Here is a 22,343-nt window from a genome sequence, read left to right on the forward strand (position 1 = left end):
AAACCGTTTCCTGTGGCTCGTGTATTGCAGCCACACCCACCCGTCCCTGTTCTGCTCACGCAGTTACAGGTGCTGGTACGGGTATTACAAGTGCAGGTAGATGCACTTGTCCTACTTACGCATTCACAGTAGGTATCCACATTACAAGTACAACCACCTGTCCCGGTTCTGCTCACGCAGTTGCATACTGTAGCCGTGTTAACATTACAAGCGCACGGCTTCAACAATTTACCTGCTTCATACATATCCCCCAGGGATAATGCTCCTGTGTACGCCGTACCACCATGCCCTGTGCAAATTATGCCCGATTGGGATCTGACTCGGTACATATCATTAATCAACGCTTTAAGGTCATTCAGCTGTGAGTGTTTTGGGGTGATATCATATCCCTCTTTGGCGATTAGGTATTCCTTTAATTCTCTTAAACTTAAGCTCATTTTTCACACCCCTTAAAGGAGCTTCTTGAGGATCAAAGCTTGCTCTTTTTCAATCGTATCTAATTTATTTAAAACTGTTTTCAGGGCAAAGGCTATGACATCATTGTCTGATTCTTCCGAGTTTCCACAACCACATTTTGATACAGGATTAGTAATATTTTCAGGAGCCGCTCCACCCCTGGAATCACATAGGCAATCTGGGTTATTCGGATTATTTCCTTTGCGCGTATCTGTGCATTTTTGATTTAATAATCCCACTTGCATCAGTTCCTCTCTAATTTTTAACTGTATTTTACGTTCTACTTGGGACATCTTGCATCTCGGACCTCTAATAGTGCTAATAATACTTCCCTTTCGTTGCCAGTGTTCGGCAATACAACGGTAGCACCCGTAAGCATCACATTCTGGATTATCTTTGGCACAAGTCATGTCTTCGTTATCATAATTAACGAAAATAGCTCTTCTTGGCTCATCAATACCTGCCCAAATGTCACCTATTTTTGTCGTTTTCTCCGGATCGTTAAAGTAAATCTGGTGACAAGGGTATAACTCGCCACTGGCAGTAATGGTTACAAAGTTTTTTCCAGCTCCACAAGGCGCACCTGGGAATCCGTCAGGCTTCAAGCAGCGGTCGATGGGGGCATAGTTATCAACTTCAGCAATATTACCTTCACGTTTCGACCTCTCAAGAATATAATCCGCAATTTTCCCTAACTGCTCTTCGTAAATGCCCACATCGTTTTCATCCCAATCCTCAGAGTGGATGGGCATGAACCAAATACGCTCAAATCCCCATTCTTCGCGGAAGAAGAGATAGTTCTCGTAGAGTCGGGGCAGCGTTTTCTTATTTGAACACCCATGAATATTCAGCATTCTTGGATTATCAGCGAATAATTCTTGCCACTGAGGGATATTTTTCGCTATAACATCAAAGGAGCCTTCGCCCGCGCGTGTTACCCTGTAAGCGTCATGTACATCTTTAACCCCATCAACCGATAGTTGAACACTGAGCTGAGCCGGCCCCTGATATGTTTTCATGATTCTTTTTACATCATCAGTTAAAATGGTAGCATTTGTAACCATGCTAGCCGTAAAAATCAGACTGTATTTTTTCCCGAGCTCCAATCCGTAAGACAAGATTTCTTCCACAATATCGGGGTTCAACAACGGCTCACCGCCGAACAGCATGGCATGGAAATGATCGTCTCCATTTTTTATAGCACTTTCACAAAGGTATTCTAACCCTTTGCGGGCAACTTCCCTTGTCATATGGTTTTGCTTATGCTTTTCAAAGCAGTAGGTACATCTTAAATTGCAATCTTCGGTAACTAAAAAGCTGGCTGAGGTTGGCAGATTGATTATAGTACTCATCTCATTTCTCCTTATAAAATAGCTGTCCATGACATACTGCCGATAAAGCTTCCGCTGTTCCCTATATAAAGGTTTGTAGAGTCCATTCTGATCCATACTTCTCCTAAACACCCGCCGGGATCTTCCGCAGGAAAGACATATGCGGATGTGGGAATAGTCGATAAACCGTGTGCAATCATAACCTCTGCGCCGTTACCGGCAAAATCAGCATTACCACCGGTAATAACTCCATCAACCGCTTCGGCTAGTTTTTTTATATCAGCCGCGGGATCAGCCCATTCATTTTCAAGTGGATATGGTAGGTTTAACCTTATAGTACTTCCTGGCATTTTCAACCACCTCTCATTATGCTGAATTCCATGTCTTCAGCTGTTCATAAGTTTTCTCAAGGGCCGCAATCTCTGCATAGTTTTTTCCACTAACCGCCAATTCACGGTAAATTAGATAAGTAAATTCATACATTACTTCCAAATGTGCCGGCTTTATCTCCTCAATGGCTTCTTTAAGGTCTTCCCAATCAGGCGGTATTCCCTTGGTATCAATAAATTTGATAACAAAATATCCTTCTTCCGGATGATCGGCTACCGTAACCAGACCGCTGTCATAAGACTGAGCAACCTTTTGGATCAACTTCACTGTTACGGTACCGACTCCACGGAGCTTTGAAATAATCCGACTTCGGCGCTGCGCCACAGGTTTTCCAAAATAAGAACTTAACCCCAGCTCCTTTTCCCATTGCTCAAGTCCCCAGGTGGCGGTGTTTACAAAGAACTGATTGACCACGTCCCATATGCCATCTCGAAACTCTTCCAGCTCATGACCAAAGGCGTCCAGCACAGCCCGGCTTTCTCCAGTAGCATAATATCCGGGTAAAAGGTTCAGCATTTGTTCCATACTATTCATCCAGATTCACCGTCCCCAACACAGCTACCGCTCCGGGCAAGACTGTAATGTTTCCACTTTCGCCATTAATACTCAGCTGGGAATAATCCATAATACCTGAAATGTCTAAAAGGATATTGCCTATTTTAGCGATGCGGACCGTCGGATCAGCGGAATAAGCAATGGCCTTAAAGTAATTGTGCATGCCGACAGTAAACTCTTCGGTGACTTCCCCTAAGTTTTTCCCGGGAGTAAGGGCAACAACAGCTTCGACATTTATTGTCACCTCCGGTGCAGCCACCACGGTCACTACCGCTCCAATCGGCGCCACCCCGGAGCCGGAGCCATGGGGAAGGGGATCGATAAACCCTTGGACCTCCTCCGCAATAGCAGGTGAAACCGGCTGCTTGGCTGTATCAATCAGATAGACTTTGACTGTGCCCCGTCCGTCCCATAAGGGCTCCACGTAGGCTCCGCCGACGCCTGGAATACTCAGGGCCCATTTTAAATATTGGGCTTTATTCCCGGATGTCCCAGGAGAACGGCGCATAAGCAGCAATCTTTGCCTGAGCTGTTCCGCAGTTTCCGGGTCTCTTCCGCCAGTGAAGCCGGGAGCCGCCACTGTAATAGCTTCAATCAGTCCTACAGAGATTCCAAAAAGCTTCAGCTCCGTACCCGTTTGCAACATTCCCAACTTTCCCACCATGGTTGCTTGAGCCGGCACTGTAACCTGTGTCTCCCCCTGGGCTAAAACTTTTTCCTGGGTAGTGGCAATCTCCACTTTTCCATCCGGTGTGCGAAACACTGTACCGGGGGGAATGGTTTCACTGAAGGGTGCCGGGGACATTCTGGAGCAAATAATCTCTCCGGAAGCCTCCGCTCCGGCATCCCAGACTGCCCCCAGTTCATCCGCATAAAGCTTCAGATAGTCCAGACCGGCAGTGGTAATAAAATGTGCTTCCATCAGTTGCTGCATGGTATGATACCCTCCGGCCAGGCCGGTTGCCACAGCTTCTACCAAGGATAAATTCGGGGTCCCGGGACTCCAGTCCGTGAGAGCGGAAGCTTCCGATGCTTTGGCGATCATTTCGTTTCTGGCCTGTTCGTAGTTTTTAAACTCCATAAGGCACCTCCAGCATGGTCTCGGTTATATCTCTATCTTCGTTGACAGAATATCGAATCATAATTTGGGCCGTTCTTTTTTCTCTAAGTACATTGACCCCAATGCTCTTCACAGTTATCCGCGTTTCCCCGGCCAGGCACTCCCGTACTGCCAATTCTGCTTTAACCGGAAAGTCATCCTGCAAAGGGTCGGAAACAATGGCAAATAACCTATTGCCATATTCCGGGTGCAAGGCCAGGGCGCCTAAAGGGGTATGAAGCCTCAGCTCAACGGCCTGCCGGACATTATCTGCCCCGGAGACCAGCGCATAGCTGCCTAAGTAATTCACTTGCAGATTTTTATCGGCACTGAAGGCCAGCGACACGCCTAAGCCGTCCAATTCATTGACCATAAACATCCCTCCTATCCCATACGAAGGGCTACGATTCCTTGGTTTATATCGCCGTTGGCAAACACCACCAAAACCTCATCCCCAACTTTCAAAGTATTGTATACCATCTCATTGAAGCTGAAGCTTTCCGGTTGGCCGGTAAGCTGAACCTCCTTTTCATAAAGCAGGTTGGAGCTGACCCGGATCCAGCCGGTCTCTATTTTGAAAAGAGGAAGGTACACCTTGGCCGTGTTGCCGCTCAGCGAAGTCAGAATGCCCAACTGGGGGCATATTAACTTTTGCATGGATCTTCCTCCCTAGTCGTTCATCCCCTTATCTCCCCATGATCCTCATACAAATCCTGGCGGTACTGCTCTGCTTCATCCGGCCGGAGATTGGTCAGATTAAACTCTGTTTTGGCTCCGCTGCTTTTGGAAAGGGAGTGGGTCACCTGATTGAGATAATATTCCCCTTCAAACCGCCCGAACCCCTGACAAAGAACCTTGCGTTCCGCGGCTATTTCCGGATTCAAGGCACAGAGCCCTTCCGCCGTAACTACATTTCGGGACCACTCCTTCAGCCTTTTCTCTGCGTATTCTTTAGCCAAAGCAGGGGTCTTGGCTTTGCTCTCATAGACGATCCGCTCTTTGAGCTGACCGCCCATAGCGGAGAGCAGGCTTTCATTAACAGCCGATCCTTCGATCAGCTTTTTATTAGCACCCAACCAGTGCCGGACTGTTACTTTATTGATAACATCCACTGTGGAATCATCAAAATTCAAGGTACAGTTCACTTGTCCGGGACCTAGATTATATAGTCTGGCAATCACCGTTTCATCGGTTTCTTTCCGGGGACCGAAGTACAATTCCTTATCCTTGGTCACATAGCAGACAAAACCTTCCAAATCGGCCAGGGCCTGCAGGACTTCCCATTCCTTTTTGTTGGTTATCAGCTCTTTATCGGCGATAGCGCCGGTATGGGTGATAATGGGTTTTAATCCGTATTTTTTAGCCATAATCCCGGCAATTTGGCCGGAGGTCTGATTCTCAAAAGCAACAGAATACTCTGTATCGATCATAGGCGCGGAATAATCCCTGCCAATCAGTTTGACTATTTTCTTGCCGGACCACTCCGGCTTAATGCCGTCGATCCTGCCCGTTAAGAGATGGGTTAACTCCCCCTTGGTCCAGGACTCCGGATTGTCTACATAGCCGAAATATACTTTGACCTCTTGCTGTTTCCTGAACCAGTCCGAAAGAAGGAGATCGTTGCGAAGTGTCACCTCAAAACTGTCCGCAGCCAAATATAAGGTGTTCTCCAGGCTGATATCCAGAATATCCTGCCACTTGACATTGACCCCTGAGACTTCAAGGATGGCTCTTGGTGCCTTCATATTTTTCCTCCTATGGGCTGGGCAGTTTAAGAACGGTGCCCACCCTCAATTTTCTTTCGTCGGCAATCCCATTTAAGCTGGCTATGTCTTTCCAGCGCAGAGGATTGCCCAGCTTATCCCCGGCTATGGCCCAAAGGGTGTCTCCGGAAACCACGGTATAGGTTTTCACAGAGTTCTTTTCCTCAGCTACGGACCGCTCAGGTGAGGGCGTGGCGACGACCACCGGTTCCGGGCCGGGTTCGGCCGATTCCACTGCTAATTCGATACTGTAGGAAACATAGTCTTTGCGGACGAGCTCCCAGTCAAATCTGCTGATGCGTACTTTGCTGCTCAGCTCTGGGCAATCGGTGACTCTAAGCTGCACCGGGTTTCCGGTGTTTTTCATCACTTCAAGCTGCATAGCTCCGGCATAAGCATCCTCGATCAATACTCCCGACCAATCGATGACCGCCCCGTCTTCCCCCATATCCTGATAAGAAGGCCCTGCGCCGGGGATATCCAGCTTCACCAGGGTCCGGGGATTTTTATAGCCTATCTTCTGGCGGGGTCCGGGGCGAAATAGAAAGTCATCCAGATAAACGTCCACACCATTCCCTCCTTCCCTAATTCTTCAACAGATGGGTGAACTCTTTAGCCCCAGGAAAGTTGTGGATAGGCTGGATACAGATAATCGGCAAAACGGGGATCCCGGGAAGCCTGATACTTATCCAGGTCCTTTCCTCCGAACAGGGAGCTGATCTCATTGGCGGCTCCTTCCGGGTCTGTGCTGTTGATATTGAAATTGTACTGACGGTTATCTGCCGATGATCCGCCGTCTCCCAGGAAAGGAATTGATGCAGGGTCATTCAAAAACTTGAGATCCGGTGAATTATTCAGATCTTGCCCTTTATTAGACACCACCGTTAAATTAGTATTAGAGGAGTTTATATTAAAAACGCCTTTCACTTTATTGATGAGATCTGCAATCCATGCCACCTTATCCAGTATCCAATCACGAAAGCCAAGGAAATTTGTTTTCCAGGCGGCGATTCCTCCCGCAATCAAAGCCGTTACTCCAATAATGATCCAGCCGACAGGCCCTAATCCGATCAACCAGGCCAAGGCCATCCGTGCTCCCGCCAGCAAAGCTCTTCCGCCCGCTGTCAGTGCTTTGATGCCAAAATCCACCAAAAACCCGCCGGCTTTTAATAAAATGGAAAACCCAGAAGTAACAGCGCTCCACAACATTCCAAGCAGTCCTGCAACGCGCCGGAATAAGCCGAAGGTTGAAGCAAAGTTCTTTACCTTGGAGGCCGCCTGGCCAAGACTAAAGATAAAACCGCCTACCGTTCCCCCTAAATATTTAAATACTCCGGAGCCCATTTTTAGCAAAGCCAATCCGCCGATGGTTTTCATTATAGCTTTGGTTGCTTCGGGATGAGCTTCTGTCCAGGCCTGAATCTCTTGGAGCGCATTACTGGCAGTATCGGCAAAACTTTTCAGTTCCTCCACCAAAGGGGTACCTGACGAGGTCATCAGTGTGTTCCATGATTCCTTCAGAGTGGCAAGCTTGGCCAGCAACGTATCTTGCTGGGAAATAACCTGTTCTTCGATCCCTTTCATATGGGAAGCCTTTTCCGCCATTTCCGCATAACTGTCTTTGCCTGTTTGCGTCAGCGCAATTGCTGCTCTCATGCCTTCCAGACCAAAGGCGTCTTTAAAATTCTGCAGGCCACCTAAATTGCTGCTTTGCTCCACCAGGGCTTCGATTTCTTCGGCCGGCAATAGTTTTCCGCCGGCATCATATAAACTGCTTAGATCGACTCCTTGTAAAGAAGCACGCAGGCTTTCAATCAAATGCTGGGCGCTTTTGATTTGGCCCTGCTCATTGAACATGCTGTTCTCGCCGCCGCTGATCTTCATGGCTCCGGATGAAGTCTCTGTGACCGTAGCACCGTTAAGCATCCCCATTGCTTCCAGAGCTTTACGGGCCTCCGGCGTTGCTCTGTTCAAGCCGGACAGCATATCCTTCAGGTAGCTTCCGGAGGAATCTCCCAGCCCCATCGTGTGAAGCGTACCCAGCATCAAGGAAGTCTCCTTGGCGGTCAACCCCAGTGACTTAGCGGTACCACCCGCTTGGGTCATATTATCCATCATGACCTGGACACCCACATTGCCGGCGTCGGCGACCCGGGTAATATCGTCCGCCACCTCCATCAACTGGCTGCCGTTGAGGCTAAACTTCTTAGCAATCTCATTTACGGCTTCGGCTGCCGCTGTGGGCGCAATGCCGGCTGTCTGCCCCAAGTACAGTGATGCTTTGGCTCCCCCTTCCAGAACATCCTGAAAGGCCATGCCATTTTGCAATAACTTCTCCTGGGCTTTTGCCGCATCCTCATAGCCAAATTTGGTTTCAGCACCCAGGCTTAAGGCCAGCTCTCTTAACTCCTCCATCTGCTTTTTTTGTTCTTCTAAAGGAAGGGATGAATCATACATGGCATTTTCCACGCCGAGCATGGCCTCTTCAAATAATGCGGCTTGGTTGACCGCTTTTTTAAGCTGGTCAAGGAGGGACTTTCCGGCACGGATATCCTCTAATCCGGATTTCTTCATATTCTTAAGATTATCGGCGGTTTTTTGGGTTTGACTGGCTGTTTTCCCCTGATCAGCACTCATGATCTTAGCCGTAAGTTTAGCTGAAGCGATATTGGAACCTAAGTTATTCATGAAGGTTAAGACTAAGTCCACTTGCGTCCCATCACTTCCCATTTGCACTCACCTCAATTCATTGTCAAGTTTCGTTATTGATAATGCTGCCGCCTGGGGCATGAACAGCTGGGGCAACCAGGAAGGGGCAGGGCGTGCCCCTTCGCTTTCTGCCGCCGAGCGCCATAACTCACCCCTTTTCAGACACCTTCTGCATTTCTGCATGATACCATTCGAGGGAGCGCCAAACCGCATTTTTCATCTGCCGGGTCATATGGAGCCATTCGTCCAGGGAGACATGAAAGGCCTTGGCAACCTGGCACCAGCGGTACAGATCTAGTTTTTGAGCAAAAAATCCGCAGCTTTATCCGCCTCTGTCTGCAGTTCTGCACCCATGCCCACGCACTTGTCATAAACACGGCGGTAAAAGGTGATGTCCTTGTTTTTCCAGTCGTCAAACAGTGTTTTATATTCCCCGGTGGTTTCCTTGCCGTCGATTTCAATAACGCATTTGGCCGCTACATATTCATCGATAAGCATGGCCCCGTTAATCAGATTTTCCTCAGAGATAGGCACCATCTGCATCACATTGTTTTTATCAATTCCCAGGGGTTCCCGGAATTTGATGACCTTTCCGCTGGGCAAGGTGAGGGGCCCGAATACGCGCTTTTCTTCCATGACTTTACCTCCTGTCATCTGTCATTTGTCTTCTGTCTGTTATTTTACCGGCTCAATTCCTTCAGCCTTGAAGCTTAAATCCTCGGAGACCACATTCTTGCCGCTCTGGGCCTTAATGGCCAACTCATCGATTTTGCAGGCCAGCAGTCGGTATTTTCCCGAGAATCCTTTACCTGGGGCATCCACATTAAAGGAGATGGCAAAACGGGGTGCCGAAGGGATCTTTTCTCCGCGCTTCAAAGCCTTGGCCCCCCAAATGCGGTTGATTATATCCAGTTGGGTGTGTCCCCGTTTCAGTTTTCCTTCAATGGTGATCTGCCCGTCTAAAATTTCAGCAATCCGTTCACCCAAGGCTAAATAGCTTTCTGAATCCTCTTTAATGGTAAATTCCACCTCTTGATACTCCCCAACGAGATCGGGGCCGTTATCACCGACGATGGTGACCGAGACATCAAATCCTTGCAACTTAGGCATTAGTTTTCACCCTCCGTTCTTGACTTATCTTTTGAACACCGAATTCTTCGGCAATTCCAGCTGATTGACAGGGCATTGCCCCATACATAACCCGCATTCAAGGCAATTTTCGGTTACACTCAGCTTTCCCCCGGCTACGGTGAGAGCCTTTACCGGGCAAACCTTCAGGCAGGCGCCGCAAGCCGGGCAATGTTCAAGTATTTTAATGGCCATTAAAGCTCCTCCTAACTTTCCCCTCCGGTTTGTCTTTGCACATAGAGATTGACATAGTCCGCCGGATAGGTAAAGCGGGGCCGGATCACCACATTAAGGATTCTGGAAGCGATGGTCTCCCCGGTATTGTTGGTGTCATTGCAAATCGTGGCCAGGAAATCATAAATCCGGCCTTTTTGCTTTTTGACCAGCAGCATGGAGTCCAGCTGAGCCGACACCGCTGCCCGCAGCTCCGGTGTATTTTCTTCACTGATTGCCCACTGGATGGCATCATAGGCTTCCATATTCAGTTCATCCGCTGCACGCCGGATACAGGTCTGATCCCAGGCGGCATCGGCAGAAAGGTTTAACCCGTTTCTAACCGCAAACCCACCCCGGCGGGGCATCCGTGTGATCGAGCTGATTCTGGCTAAAGTCAGGTCCCTTACATCGGCATCGGTCAAATTTCTTTCTGCAGAGAGAATTCCCAGCACCGGCTTATTGGAGGGACTTTCATTGGAATGGCGCACTGCCAGAAGACCGGCATAATACCCGTCAGATGCCACATAGCTGCCGGGGGCTTCCTTAGGCTCAACCCAGGGATAGGCAAGGATGGCCCGGGCTGAATCCAGAGATGCGGTCAGAGGCGCTACTGTGCCGGGGGTTAATCCTTTGCCGGTATTTAAAATACCCACCCTTAAACCCTGTCCCAAAGAGGCATTGACACAATGAGTGATGATTGCATTCTGCACTGTGGGGCCAAACTGTTGAGCGCACAGCACCAGCCCCACCTGGACGGTTTCCAGCACCTTTAATCCTGAAGGGCTGCCGTATTCGTCAACAGCTCCGATATAATCGCTGTCCGTTGCTTCAGCTCCGTCATCTCCCCCTGCCAGGGGTACTGCCGTGATAGTCTGAGGAATCTGCCCGGCGCTTTCGGCCTTTTCCAGGGTGATATACTGTGAAGCTGCCTTATGCAGATTATCTAAAGTAAGATTATCCAGGGTTTCCGATTCTGAGCCGCAGATCACAATGATCCTGAAGGTATCGTTCAATGTTCCTGGGGCCACGGCAACCTTAATCTCATTCCCCCAGGTTCCCGGTGTGGCTGCCCTGACCTTAACGCTGTCGGCGTCCGTGCTGTCCTTAAGGATCCTCTCTGCTTCTTTGAGGGAGGCAGAACCAATCCGGACAATTTTTAAATCATTAGCCCCCTGGTTCAAAGCACCTAAGGCGCTTTTAATACCGGTCAAGCCGGTCTTATCCGAACCAAACAAGGATTTCAGCTGGTCGTCGCTCTGAACAGAAACGGCTTTGTTTACAGGTCCTTTCGCGAACGTTCCCACAATACCGATTCCGGATAAACTGACCTCCGGCTGGATCCGGGCCCCCACATCCGACTCGTCAATGGCGATCCGGGGTTCAATATACTGGTTAGCCATGTGTCATACTCCTCTCCAAATCTTAATGATGGATTTCAACTTGAACTTCTCCGACCTCCCAGGCCGGTTCCCTTTCTGTCCGTTGAGTCAGACAGCTTACCTGGTAATCCATCTCGGCCAGGTAAGTCAGCATTTCCTGCCCTTGATCTGATGCTGAATATTTGATCTCCGAGACAAAGCCTGAATCAATCAATCCGTCAAGATATGGATCTTTGACCAGGGCATAGCGGACAAGACGGGCAAATCTTCTGACCTCCGACTCACCCCTGGCCGGGTCGGAATCGTTGACCCAGACATAGATCTTCAGGCTGACTTCGGTGTTGTCAAATCTGCGATCATAGGCTGTAAAGGTTTCCTTTTCCGCTCCCACCGAGATTCCCGGCGATTTTAAAGGAATAAAACAATTGACTTCCTGCCAGTCCTCGATCTCGGCTAATCCGGGCTCATCTTTGAGCACATCCAGGGCCGCGTGGATGATATCACTTAATTCCGCCATGGTATAAACTCCTTTGAATTGGCTCTTTTAGCAATTAAGCCTGCTGGGATCCTGAACCAAGCTTATTTCCGCTCCCGTCCTTTGCATTTCCATGAGTATGTCATAAATCTTGTCGAGCTTTTGCTCATTGTTGGCTGTTACCCGGATAGGGCCTGCGCAACCTTATCTTCCTCAAACTCGTCACGGAATTCGTCCAGGGGGATAGTGGCTTTGATCTCAAACATGACTGACCACTTTTACTTATTGAGGTCCGGGGCCGGTGCGGAGAGGTTTGCGGAGGTTTGCCCCGTTGATTTGAGGGCTGCGAGTTTTTCTTCAATCAGGTTCATAATATAGGTCTGGAAATCTCCCATGGTCTCTTGGACAACCTGCAAATAATCCGGCTCCAGGGTTCTGATGATTTCCTCATAGGCCTCATAGGCAAGACTTTGGAAAACTTCTTTGCCGACAGAACCTTCTGCTACCGCTTTCAGCAGCTGTTTTTTGGTTGTCTGTTCAATTTTGTTGACTGATTTTCCGGCCACATCGTCCAGACGGGCCAGAGCATCATAAAAGAGCTTTCTGGTTGTTTCCTCCTGGACCTTAGCCGTCTCGGCCTGAAGCTTTTTGATCCCTTTTTGCAGATACATGCTGCCCAGTGCCCCAAGGAGGGTCAGCACTCCCAGGAGCAGGTTGACCATCACTTCAGTGGCCAGGTTTGTGATCTCGGTTGACATAACTCTTCCTCCTTAAACTTGGGTAAACAAAAATCCCAGTGGCTTATACTGGGATTTTAGCGGATGATGGTCCAAACCATCTACGAAAGTACTTTAGAAATCTAATTAATGACATTGGCCATGGTTCAGTTGGCAAGGCTTATTGCTTTGCCGGTACCGCCTTGGCCGGCCAGGATCTTCCGGATCCAGACTTCCGACAATCCATATTTGCGTGCTAATTCTTTATGGTTATGCCCTTTGAATTCAGCCTTAATCCGTTTGTTGCGGACTTCCTGGACCGCCGAATCCAGCTTGTGAAAATAAAAGGGACTCCCTTGGTATTTATCCGCCAGCTTTATGGTGGCTTCAAATCCTATGATCTCCACCATCTCCCGATAGCAGAAAGGCAGGTCCTCTGGTTTTATTTCATCCATCCATTCTTCATAATTCAAGCGCACCGGATTCCCTCCTTTCCCCTTACACGTCCCCCGTCCTGATGGCCTGGAGCACTGCCTGGGCAGTTTCTATCCGGCTCTCACCGCCATAGAGCTTGTAGAGTGGGATCTTCCTGCCTTCAATACTATAGGCCTCCTCGATACTGCCTACACCGTAAATTTTCCGGGCGGCGTTTATGACTTGAGGAGTAATGAGGGCAAGCCGGAGGGCGGGGGCTTGGAGCTTTTCCTGGAGAAAGGGGACGACTCTCTCTTCAGCCTCGCCGTAGTAGATAATTAAGGCGGGAAGACTCTGGCGTGAATCAGATGGAGGAGTTTCCTGACTGTTCCCCTCATCTTCCCTTCCCAAATAGCTGCAAATCCCCCTAATGTGAGCCTTGGCGATAGCTTCCAGCCATTGGTCCTGCCTGAGTTTGCTGTGATCCTGTTCATGGTCGATAAAACCGTTTTCCGTCAGGATAGCCGGCATCCTGGTTTCCCGCAGCACATAGAGGTTTTGAACCTTGACTCCCCGGTTAGGCCAGGCTCCGGCTTCGGCAAGGAGGGGCGCCATAATGTTGGCGCATTCCTCTGCTTTTCCGCCCCTGTCGATAATGAGGACCTCCGAACCGGTCCCTCCGCCTGCATTGACATGAATGGACACCATCAGATCGGCATTCCCCTCATTGGCAATCCGGCAGCGGGTACGCAGTGAGTCCAGTACCGTGGCACAGGGCCCGTCCACTTTATCCCCATCCCGGGTCATCATCACTTGAAATCCTCCTTGCTGCTCTAATCCCTGCCTCACCATTCCGGCCATCTTAAGGGTCAGGGTTTGTTCCAGCAAACCCTTAAAGGCGGCCCCTGTATCCGGGCCAATCCCGTTATGTCCCGGGTCAATACACACTTTTAACATTCTCTTTCCTCTCTTTCTTTTTCATCTTTCTGCCCCACCCTCTTCATAACGGCGCAAAATGTTGGTATAATAAAGTTGCTTCATAGATAACGAACATTGCAGCTATTTTGCCGCAAAAATTGCTGCCCGGGCGGTGGTATGAGAACCTTTCTTTGCCGATCCGGTAAGCTGTTCTCCCTTCACCAGACCTGTTCTGGATTGTTCTGTGGAAAGGTTTCCCAAAACCATTATACGCGTTATTTTTGACGTAATCAATATAAAAATTATCATATTTGACGCTAACGGGTTATACTTATACAAGTGGGGTGATGGTATTGTCTTCTTTCGGTGAGCGCCTGAAAAAACTCAGGGAAGAAAAAGGTCTTTCTTTAAGGCAAGTGGAAGCTGCCACCGGTATTACCAACAGTAATTTGAGTAAAATCGAACGAAATAGGGTAAGCCCTTCACTGGATGCCGCCTTATTGATTTCAGACTACCTTAATGTATCACTGGATTATTTAACAAAAGGCATCGTCAAATATAACGATGCCGGTGGTGAGCAAACGCAGGTATTGGAAATTTACACTTCTCTCGACGAAAATAATCGCTATGCCCTTAAAACCTATGCAGCCTTTCTCTTATCCGGCACCCGGCATAATCTGTGGGGAGGAACTTCAAGGCATAAGCACACCGGTATAGAACCGGAGGCTGAATCCTTAAAAGAGGAGCGCAGTGTGTATTTACCCCTCCTGGGCACTGCAGCCGCCGGCTTGCCCATCATGAGCGATGAATTATTGGAAGGATTTGTCCCTGTCCCGGCAGCAAGGATCAAAAAGAACACTTATTTAATCAAGGTGAAAGGTGACAGTATGATCGAAGCCGGCATCAACAACGGCGATCTGGTCATCGTCGCCCCCCAGCCTGGTGTGGAAAACGGCGAAATTGCCCTGGTAAAAATTGACGGTGAGGTGACGATCAAAAAGTTTTACCGGTACGATTTTGAAGTGAGATTAAAACCGGCCAACAGCTCTATGAAAGATATGGTTGTCACCGACCTGGCTAAGCTGAGGATCCTGGGCAAAGTGACCGGCATAATCTCTGCCGAAGAAGCCCGGCAGACTATCCAGCAGGAATTTAATGCAGACTGAATTAAATACTGACATAACCGGAGCCGGCCCCCATTTGGGAGCCGGCTCCTAAACTTGCTCTGCCTGACAGCAGCCAGCTAAAGTCTGCTGACACTTTCGGAAAAGTCTCATTAAGTCATTGAGAATAGTGATACTCCGCAACTTATTCCTTGTTTCTCTCCATATAATACAGAAAAGAATGGAGCCTGTCTTTCATGGTGGCAACACCTGATTCATCAAAGCCCAGCCTTAGAACCAGGCCATCCTCCTCACCCCCCAGCAAGTGCAGGACGGTCTGAGCATTTTCATAGAGGGAGGCCACTTCGATACAGGGAATCCCCTGCCTTTGCCAGTCCATGGTTTTGACCCGGCGATAGCGGCCATTGGCCCCGGCGAAATCAGGAATAAGGTCATCCGCACTGGCTAAGAGATCAGCAAAGCTGGGGGCAAAAGGGGTATTTTCCCCTAAGGCAGCGGAGAGCTGCTCCATTTGTGAGATATATCCGGCCACCACTCCCCGCTCTTTTTTGTTCTCACAGCGGGTGTACCACAGAAAACACAAGTATTCACTCAAGGGCATCGTGGCAATCTTTTTGCCCTTTTTCTCAACTTCTTTAAATAGTTCACCATTTAAATAGGCATTGTAGAGCACATAGGGTTCCCCCAGGACGGTTACCTTCCCGGCTTCCGGCTTTAGAGCCTGAACATCCCGGAGAGACTGAAGATCCTGAACTTCCCGGAGATCCCGACCAACCTCATGAGCGGCCTCCAGCAGATCTTCCATGGATAGGGAGGCAAGGCTCTTCAGTCTTTGGCGAAGATCTTCTCTGGTTGCCGCGGGGGCGGCCAGGATTAAATCCCCGGCCAGGATGCTGATAAAAAGCTGGGGGCATAAAGACGATTGAAAAGGCAAGGTTTCCAGGGTGGGGGAAATAATCGTGACGTGGTCCATATGCTCTCTGGCCAGGATATCGTAAATCACCCGGCTGTAGAGTCCGTCGATCTCTCCCCCTTCTGTGGCGGGGAGAATCACCTGCATCTTTTCCTGATCCTGAGCTTTGTGCAGCACATCTCCCAGCAGAGCCGTAAAGGATAAATATTCCTTGGCCAGGGTTTTGCTTTTCCCCAGATTAAGGCTGGAGACCGTGGTTGGCGGGAGCTCATGCCCCTCATAGCCATGCTTCTTCAGCGTATCCCCCAGCAAATCGGCATAAGGATACAGATGGGGGAAATAGACCGGTACACCCGGCTCAGGAGTTTTTCTTAAGGAAACTTCCCGCCTGGGCAGATCTTTAAGAAAATCCCGTTGCACTTCCCCGGGGGCGGGCCGATGCTCAAGGGTATTGATAAAGGCTTCAATACGGGTTATGACTCCCACTTTGGAATAATGTTCATCCACTTCAATATTCAGGTAAGGCTTATCTCCCATCTCCTGCCGGAAAAGATGGGAAATCATCGTATCCGGACCGCAGCCGTGGTTATTAAGATAGACTGCATAAAGATTGGGATGGTTCTTGATAATTTTGGCGCCACCGATAATGTGCTGGCCAAAAGGCCAATAGAGATTCTCATACTCATGGGACAGATCCAGATCATGACCGGGAAGATGTCCCAAAGTGATGACCTTATATCCTCTTTTGATAAACTCCTGGGGTATGCCCATATTGAGCACCGGATCACTGATGCCATAATTCCTGGTCATGATGACGATGACCTTTTCCTGATCCGGCAAAGAATCCAGCAGTTCCCGGCCGGCCTTTTCCACCTGAGCGGTATACCTGCGCACCCCCATGGCTCCTTCCGCCAGGGCTTTGACACAAAAGGGCTTCATTTTTCCCAAAGAAGTGCCGATCTCAATCATGGCTCCTGCCATAGCCGGCTTGCCGTAATCAAGGTTGAAGACAGGGTTGAGGAGCTGAATCCCCTTCTCTGCCAGTTTCAAGGTCTTGAAGACAAATTCCGGAGCCTTTTGCATATAGACACAGCTATAATTGTGATGCACCTTGGAGGTTTCATGTTTCATGGTCAGGATGCTGGGCAGGAAAATATAATCCACCCCTTTTTCCGCCAGTTCCTCCATATGACCGTAGATCAGCTTAACAGGATAGCAGGTTTCCGCCTGGGCATAGTTTTGAGCCAGAGCAATGGTCTTTTCATTGCTTTCAGCGGATAAAAGGACATTGAAGCCCAGGGATTCAAAGAAACCTTTGATCATAGGGAAGAATTTATGGATCACCAAAACATAGGGAACCCCGATGGTTTTCTTCTTCGGATCAATCCTTCCGGTATAATCCCCCAGCAGCATCTTTTTGGCCTCAGCGAAGTAGTTATGATGGCTAAAATCCTTATTATGGCTGCTGAGGCTGATTTCTAACCTTTCGGCCTTATCTTGTGCGGACTTGACCTTATTCTGCGGGGACAAGTCAAAGCCTTGGAAGCGGCTGGGGTTCACCCCGATACTTTCACCGGCCAGCAGGGCCACTCCATAGGCTCCGCTCACCGAGAAACAGGGAGACACCTGAACCCTGTCCCCGAAAATTCCCTGGAAGGCGGCCACTACCGCCGGGTTATAGCAAACCCCTCCCTGGAGAACGATCTCTTGGCCCACGGGCTTGTTCCCCACTACCTTATGGAGATAGTTGCGGATGACGGAGTGGCACAGCCCTGCCAAAATATCCGGTTTCTCCTCGCCGTTGGCCAAAGCCGCCCCGATATTGCTTTCGATAAATACAGTACAGCGTTCCCCCAGATCCAGAGGGGACTGGGCTTTTAAGGCGATCCCCCCATACTCTTCAATGGGGATGCCCAAGCGCAAGGCCTGTTCCTCGATGAAGGACCCGGTTCCTGCCGCACAGATTTTATTCATCTGAAAGTCGCTGACTTCTCCCTTCTGCAGGGAAATATATTTGGAGTCCTGCCCTCCGATCTCAAAGACCGTATCTGCATGAGGATTGACCTTCAAGGCGGCCTTTGCCTGAGCGGTGATTTCATCTTTAATCGTATCGGCCCCGATCATTTCCCCGATTAAATGACGTCCCGAACCGGTTACGCCTACAGCATCAATGATCAGTCTGCTTCCTAATCGCTCACCAAGGGAGGCCAGACCCTCCCGGACCATCCTTTGGGGATCCCCCTGGGTTCTCAGGTATTGAAAATCAAGGAGACGGCCTTCCCCATCGGCGACCACCAGGTTCGTGCTTGTGGAGCCCACGTCGATACCGAGGAGACAATGGGTCCCTTCCGCAATTTCCTGACATTGGGGATCCTCAGTCCTCGTCCCCTCCCTGAGAGCAAGAGGGCTAAGCCGGGGAAGTGAGGTTCCCAGTTTGACCTGGGCCTCTGTCCGGTGGAAGGAATGGATCAGCTTAGAGGCGGGCACAAGAAGCTGGTTGGCCGAGGCATACCGGGCTGCTCCCACAGCCTGGACAAAAATCAGGTCTTCGTCGGCGATTAACTCCTCATCGGTTAAGCCGAAAACATTCTTTACCCCTTGAATGACCCCTTTGTTCTTAAGAATTCCACCGCACAAGGCCAGGGGCTTTTCAATGGGCATCCCTTTGACAATGGTGGCTTTAAAGTTTTTGACGGCAGCATAGCATAAGCCTAAAAGGATATCGGCAACGGGCACCCCTTCCTGTTGCCGATGGATCATATCTGTTTTGGCGAAGACTGAGCAGCGGCCCGATAGTCTGGGAACTCCTTGAGCCTTGGCGATGATGGGGGAATAATCTTCAAGCTCAAGGCCTAGGCGGCGCATCTGATCCTCAAAAAAAGACCCTGTGCCCCCGGCGCAGCTCTCATTAACCCCATACAAGGGCAAAGCATGGCCGGAAAGCCTGGTTAAATACCGGGCATTTTGGGAGCCCATTTCAATCGCGGATTTCGCCTGGGGGCAGAGAACTTTCAGACCCAATTCAAGAGCAGGAATATCACTTACCTGACCAAACTCATCCCCGAGAACCTTGCCGTAAACTCCGGTCAGTGCCCCATACAGATGTTCTTCTGGATAGATTTCAGTCATTTCTTTAAGAATCCTGGCTGCCGCCACAAGGGCTTTTCCCCCATGGAGTTCATATCTCCTATACAGTATGGTTTGGGTTTCGGAAAGCAGGACAACTTTTACCGAAACATTCCCTATGTCTATCCCTAGACTATACATCGTCTATCTCTCCTTAATTTCGTGCCCTTATGGGTTGAACGAGACTTAATTCAGGGGGATTCATCCCCTTGATTATCAGTCGGGCCCATACTGGACTTACCCGCCCTTTGGCCCGCCGCCTATCGGGGCGGGGGACAAAGGCGGGTTAGCTCAGGGTTAGGAATTCTTAACCACCGTCAGCAGCATCTTAAAGGAAGTTATGGACTGTACCGCATGGGGAATTCCGGCCGGCATAACTATCCCTTCTCCCGCTTTAAGCCGGCAGCGGGTCTCAGCAATGGTGATTTCCGCTTCTCCGTCCATAATATAGACCATGGCATCTCCGGGAGCCGCATGGGTGCTCACCCCCTCCCCTTCCGCAAAGGCCAGAATGGTCAGGCCCACGCCGGGTTTTTGCGCAAGGGTCAAACTGGCTACTTTGCCTGGTTCGTATGCAACTAAGTCCAGAAACTTAAATGGGGCGGAGTGCTCAATATTTTTAATAAGTTTTTCAGTCATGTTTATCTCTCCTCATTGATCAATGTTATCTGCAGCATTTTAAACCGGCCTTTGCCTGCTATGGCATGGATTTTGTGAGCCGGAACCATCAACACATCCTCAGGGACTAAATCAATTTTTTGATCGTCAAAAGTGATGACTGCTTCACCCTGGAGGATAAGATACAGGGTATCGCCGAAATACTCCTCTTCACTGACGGATTCCCCATCAGCGAAACTAAATAAACTGATTTGTACACGGTCGCTCTGAGCAAGAGCCATGCTGAGCACTTGGTTTTCACGGGCTTTGATCAACGAAGCCAGGGGTAGGGGCCGCTCCTGGGGCAAATTCTTCAGCCTTGCCATGTGTTCTCCCTCCTTAATTTGCTTAATTTGCTTAATTCGTGATTGCCGCAATAATCTCACGCCGGATGTCCGTCAGCTCAGGTGAACCCGGATCCCGTCCTTCCGGTCCCGGCAGCATAAATTCTTTGCTGATTTCACTGGGCCTGGGGGATAAGACGATGATCCGGCTGGCAATGGTTAAGGCATCATCGATCTCATGGGTAATAAACAGCACTCCTTGTTTATGCTTTTGCCAAACTTTTAAGAGCAGATGGAGCATTTCCCTGCGCAAGCAATAATCAAGTCCCTGAAAGGGTTCGTCCATCAGGAGCAGATGGCTTTCATAGTAAAAGGAGCGGGCGATTCCACAGCGTTTTTTCATTCCTCCGGAAAGCTGGGCGGGATAATAGGTCTCAAATCCCCTTAAACCCACCGTATCGATCAGTTCCTGAATCACGGACCGATTCTCCTTGTCCCTGACCAGCCGGATATTGTCCCAGACGGTCCGCCAAGGCAGGAGCCGGTCATCCTGGAAGACATAGGCCATGGCCTCCGACCCTCCGGAAAGAGCTCCCTCATCGGATGTTTGGATGCCGGCAATAATATTGAGCAAGGTGGATTTTCCGCAGCCTGATGGTCCGATTAAGGCAACGATTTCACCATCTCTCACAGTGAAACTTACCTTTTTGAGGACCGGAAGGGTGCCGAAGGATTTACTGATCTCATGGAGTTGCAGCATAATTCTTTTCCTTCCTAAACAAGAACTTACCGATGAGGAAATCGGAAAGATAAAAGAGGAGCACAACGAGGATGGACCAGGCGATGATGCTCTCCGGTTCCACATTGAGCCGTCCCAGTTTGATCATCCCGCCAATCCCATCGCTGGTGGTCAGCACTTCGGCCATGACCGCGATCTTCCAGCCGCTCCCTAAGGCAATCTGGAAAGCGGATTTAAAATAAGGGAGTATGGAGGGAAGGATCACATGCCTTAACCTTTTCACCTTGGAAAAACGATAGAGTGAGGCCATTTCCAGCAGGTTTTTATCGATGCGCCGAAATCCTGCGCAGACGTTGATGGTGATCACCGGCAGGGTGGAAATGATGACGATAAAGACGGCAGGCTTGCCGTTGAACCCAAACCAGACCAGAGCCAAAACCACCCAGGAGACGGGGGGCACTGTCTGCATGATCCCGATCAGGGGGGACAGCACCCCTTTAACCTGCGGGAAGTTCCCCATTAAAATCCCCAGCACCAATCCCAGGCTCACCCCCAAAGATAAGCCGGCCAGGAGCCTTCCGGCGGTCAAGGGAATCATGGCATAAAGATCAGGACTTGTCAGTATTTTATGGATCTCCGCCAGGACACTGCCCATAGTGGGCACGATCAGGGGTGAAAAGTGCAACGTCAGCACTTTCCACAAACTGATGACCATGAGGAAAGACAGGAGTTTGTAACCGGAGTCCTTGGTCAGCAATCCTTTACTTTTCACCGTGCGCTCCCTTACTTACCATCATAATACAAGCCGTCGTCGGCAACCTTTCCCCCAATCATGGAGGGTTCAAAATCCCGGAGCAGCTCATAGAACATCTTCAGTTCTGTTTTGGAATCCTGGGCGCTTTGGAAGGTCAGCCCCATACTGGGCAAGGCTTTGGCCACCAGCTCTTTTTTCAATCCCAAATACTTTTCGGCCAGTTCACCCATTTGCTCAGGATGCTCATTAGCCCATTGGGTGGATTGGGCATAGGCTTCCTGGAATTGGGCTGTTAATTCCGGATGAGCGTCGATGAATTTCTGGGTTGTTCCGAAACCGGCATTAGGTATTTTGGTCTCTGTAGCGGTTACCCTTTGCCATTCCTCTTCGAAACTGAAGGCAACCCGCAATTGGGGGTTAGCCAGCAAGGCTCTTGTCACCTGGGGTTCGATGAGGGTTGCATAGGCAGCTTTGCCTGAAGCAAGGAGTGTGGCGATTTCCGGAGTTGAAGCATAGATGATCTCCAGGTCTTTACCTACTTCCAGACCGGCTTCATGGAGGAAATACTGGGTTAAAGCATCCGGCGGTGAGGACTGCAAGGGCACATACACTGTTTTCCCTTTCAGATCCTGCCATTCTTTTAAATCAGGGTCGGAGGTCAAAAAGTAAGTGACTCCCCAGGTGTTGACATTCATTAAACGCACGTCCAAACCTTTGTTATAGAGCTTGGAGACCACCGTCAGGGGAAAAGCAAACAATGCATGTTCGCCATCCTGAACCATAGCAATTAAGGTTTCCGGTTCATCCCAGATGGACAGCTCGATGTTCACATTCTCACCCAGGGCCTTGGTTTCTATCATATGCAGAACAGGCAGGGCCGGAGGTGCGGTGGGCACACCTACTTTAATGGTTATGGGTTCTGAGGCTGTTTCCTGAGTTCCTTGAGTTTCCTGGTTTTTGGGTCCTTCCGACTGGGCCGGCTGGGCAGTGCCGCAAGCCACTAAGGTCAAAATCAGGAAAAACATGATCAGTATTGGTATAGTCCTCGATAAGGTCTTTTTCATTGAAAATCCTCCCTTTTTGATATATACTAACACCAGGTTAGCTAAAGCTAACCCAAAGCGGTAAAATACGGTTAGCAAAAGCTAACCTCACTATAGTTTTAGCAGATTTTTGCCGGTAAATCGGTTGCTATAG

At 49.6% G+C, this 22,343-nt stretch carries 24 protein-coding genes; 1 reads left to right on the forward strand and 23 read right to left on the reverse strand.

The annotated features are described in order from the left end of the window. Positions 1-449: 449 nt before the first annotated feature. The 17 genes from BUA14_RS12025 to BUA14_RS12105 form a co-directional block, all read right to left on the reverse strand. The gene (locus tag BUA14_RS12025; RefSeq protein ID WP_072772801.1) at positions 450-1,808 is read right to left on the reverse strand and encodes a radical SAM protein; all 1,359 of its coding nucleotides are present in this window, start codon (positions 1,806-1,808) and stop codon (positions 450-452) included. 11 nt (positions 1,809-1,819) lie between these two features. Beyond that, a complete protein-coding gene (locus BUA14_RS27905) occupies positions 1,820-2,137 on the reverse strand; it encodes a hypothetical protein (RefSeq protein WP_072772802.1) in 318 nt (105 codons plus the stop codon). 16 nt (positions 2,138-2,153) lie between these two features. Next, positions 2,154-2,702: a putative phage tail protein gene (locus BUA14_RS12035; protein ID WP_242954639.1), complete on the reverse strand. Its 549-nt coding sequence runs from the start codon at positions 2,700-2,702 to the stop codon at positions 2,154-2,156. Position 2,703: 1 nt separating this feature from the next. After that, positions 2,704-3,813 (reverse strand): baseplate J/gp47 family protein, encoded by a 1,110-nt coding sequence (locus BUA14_RS12040; protein ID WP_072772804.1) that lies wholly within the window; start codon positions 3,811-3,813, stop codon positions 2,704-2,706. After that, positions 3,803-4,204: a GPW/gp25 family protein gene (locus BUA14_RS12045; RefSeq protein ID WP_072772805.1), complete on the reverse strand. Its 402-nt coding sequence runs from the start codon at positions 4,202-4,204 to the stop codon at positions 3,803-3,805. The genes BUA14_RS12040 and BUA14_RS12045 overlap by 11 nt, the downstream gene beginning before the upstream one ends. Before the next feature lie 11 nt (positions 4,205-4,215). Beyond that, complete coding sequence (locus tag BUA14_RS12050; protein WP_072772806.1) at positions 4,216-4,488, reverse strand: hypothetical protein; 273 nt, start codon at positions 4,486-4,488, stop codon at positions 4,216-4,218. Positions 4,489-4,508: 20 nt separating this feature from the next. Continuing rightward, positions 4,509-5,576 carry a phage late control D family protein gene (locus BUA14_RS12055; RefSeq protein WP_072772807.1) on the reverse strand — a complete coding sequence of 356 codons (1,068 nt, stop codon included), beginning with the start codon at positions 5,574-5,576 and terminating at the stop codon, positions 4,509-4,511. A gap of 10 nt (positions 5,577-5,586) precedes the next feature. Then, entirely contained in the window at positions 5,587-6,162 is a 576-nt protein-coding gene (locus BUA14_RS12060; RefSeq protein WP_072772808.1) for a LysM peptidoglycan-binding domain-containing protein, read from the reverse strand. 44 nt (positions 6,163-6,206) lie between these two features. Next, the gene (locus BUA14_RS12065) at positions 6,207-8,324 is read right to left on the reverse strand and encodes a phage tail tape measure protein (protein WP_072772809.1); all 2,118 of its coding nucleotides are present in this window, start codon (positions 8,322-8,324) and stop codon (positions 6,207-6,209) included. A 273-nt stretch (positions 8,325-8,597) separates the two neighbouring features. Further along, entirely contained in the window at positions 8,598-8,939 is a 342-nt protein-coding gene (locus BUA14_RS12070) for a hypothetical protein (protein WP_072772810.1), read from the reverse strand. A 39-nt stretch (positions 8,940-8,978) separates the two neighbouring features. Further along, positions 8,979-9,413 carry a hypothetical protein gene (locus BUA14_RS12075; protein ID WP_072772811.1) on the reverse strand — a complete coding sequence of 145 codons (435 nt, stop codon included), beginning with the start codon at positions 9,411-9,413 and terminating at the stop codon, positions 8,979-8,981. A gap of 24 nt (positions 9,414-9,437) precedes the next feature. Continuing rightward, a complete protein-coding gene (locus BUA14_RS12080; protein ID WP_072772812.1) occupies positions 9,438-9,626 on the reverse strand; it encodes a 4Fe-4S binding protein in 189 nt (62 codons plus the stop codon). A gap of 11 nt (positions 9,627-9,637) precedes the next feature. After that, positions 9,638-11,047, reverse strand: coding sequence for a phage tail sheath N-terminal beta-sandwich domain-containing protein (locus BUA14_RS12085; protein WP_072772813.1), 1,410 nt, complete (start codon positions 11,045-11,047; stop codon positions 9,638-9,640). A gap of 22 nt (positions 11,048-11,069) precedes the next feature. Next, positions 11,070-11,543, reverse strand: coding sequence for a hypothetical protein (locus tag BUA14_RS12090; RefSeq protein WP_072772814.1), 474 nt, complete (start codon positions 11,541-11,543; stop codon positions 11,070-11,072). A gap of 236 nt (positions 11,544-11,779) precedes the next feature. After that, positions 11,780-12,259 (reverse strand): guanylate kinase, encoded by a 480-nt coding sequence (locus BUA14_RS12095; RefSeq protein ID WP_072772815.1) that lies wholly within the window; start codon positions 12,257-12,259, stop codon positions 11,780-11,782. A 125-nt stretch (positions 12,260-12,384) separates the two neighbouring features. Next, positions 12,385-12,696, reverse strand: coding sequence for a Mor transcription activator family protein (locus BUA14_RS12100; protein WP_084078573.1), 312 nt, complete (start codon positions 12,694-12,696; stop codon positions 12,385-12,387). Between the two features lie 19 nt (positions 12,697-12,715). After that, positions 12,716-13,588, reverse strand: a complete 873-nt coding sequence (locus tag BUA14_RS12105; RefSeq protein ID WP_072772816.1) for an N-acetylmuramoyl-L-alanine amidase — start codon at positions 13,586-13,588, stop codon at positions 12,716-12,718. Positions 13,589-13,902: 314 nt separating this feature from the next. Between BUA14_RS12105 and BUA14_RS12110 the strand changes: the two genes are divergently transcribed. Next, entirely contained in the window at positions 13,903-14,715 is an 813-nt protein-coding gene (locus tag BUA14_RS12110) for a helix-turn-helix domain-containing protein (protein ID WP_072772817.1), read from the forward strand. Between the two features lie 142 nt (positions 14,716-14,857). Here BUA14_RS12110 and BUA14_RS12115 read toward each other — a convergent pair whose 3' ends face one another. The 6 genes from BUA14_RS12115 to BUA14_RS12140 form a co-directional block, all read right to left on the reverse strand. Then, positions 14,858-18,853 carry an acyl-CoA dehydratase activase gene (locus tag BUA14_RS12115; protein WP_072772818.1) on the reverse strand — a complete coding sequence of 1,332 codons (3,996 nt, stop codon included), beginning with the start codon at positions 18,851-18,853 and terminating at the stop codon, positions 14,858-14,860. 156 nt (positions 18,854-19,009) lie between these two features. Then, positions 19,010-19,351: a cupin domain-containing protein gene (locus BUA14_RS12120; protein ID WP_072772819.1), complete on the reverse strand. Its 342-nt coding sequence runs from the start codon at positions 19,349-19,351 to the stop codon at positions 19,010-19,012. A 2-nt stretch (positions 19,352-19,353) separates the two neighbouring features. Beyond that, positions 19,354-19,695 carry a cupin domain-containing protein gene (locus BUA14_RS12125; protein ID WP_072772820.1) on the reverse strand — a complete coding sequence of 114 codons (342 nt, stop codon included), beginning with the start codon at positions 19,693-19,695 and terminating at the stop codon, positions 19,354-19,356. A 31-nt stretch (positions 19,696-19,726) separates the two neighbouring features. Then, positions 19,727-20,413: an ABC transporter ATP-binding protein gene (locus BUA14_RS12130; protein WP_072772821.1), complete on the reverse strand. Its 687-nt coding sequence runs from the start codon at positions 20,411-20,413 to the stop codon at positions 19,727-19,729. Beyond that, the gene (locus BUA14_RS12135) at positions 20,397-21,164 is read right to left on the reverse strand and encodes an ABC transporter permease (RefSeq protein ID WP_072772822.1); all 768 of its coding nucleotides are present in this window, start codon (positions 21,162-21,164) and stop codon (positions 20,397-20,399) included. The genes BUA14_RS12130 and BUA14_RS12135 overlap by 17 nt, the downstream gene beginning before the upstream one ends. 11 nt (positions 21,165-21,175) lie before the next feature. Continuing rightward, the gene (locus BUA14_RS12140; RefSeq protein WP_072772823.1) at positions 21,176-22,210 is read right to left on the reverse strand and encodes an ABC transporter substrate-binding protein; all 1,035 of its coding nucleotides are present in this window, start codon (positions 22,208-22,210) and stop codon (positions 21,176-21,178) included. Between the last annotated feature and the right edge of the window lie 133 nt (positions 22,211-22,343).

It is taken from the genome of Desulfitobacterium chlororespirans DSM 11544, from assembly GCF_900143285.1.
Lineage (GTDB): Bacteria > Bacillota > Desulfitobacteriia > Desulfitobacteriales > Desulfitobacteriaceae > Desulfitobacterium > Desulfitobacterium chlororespirans.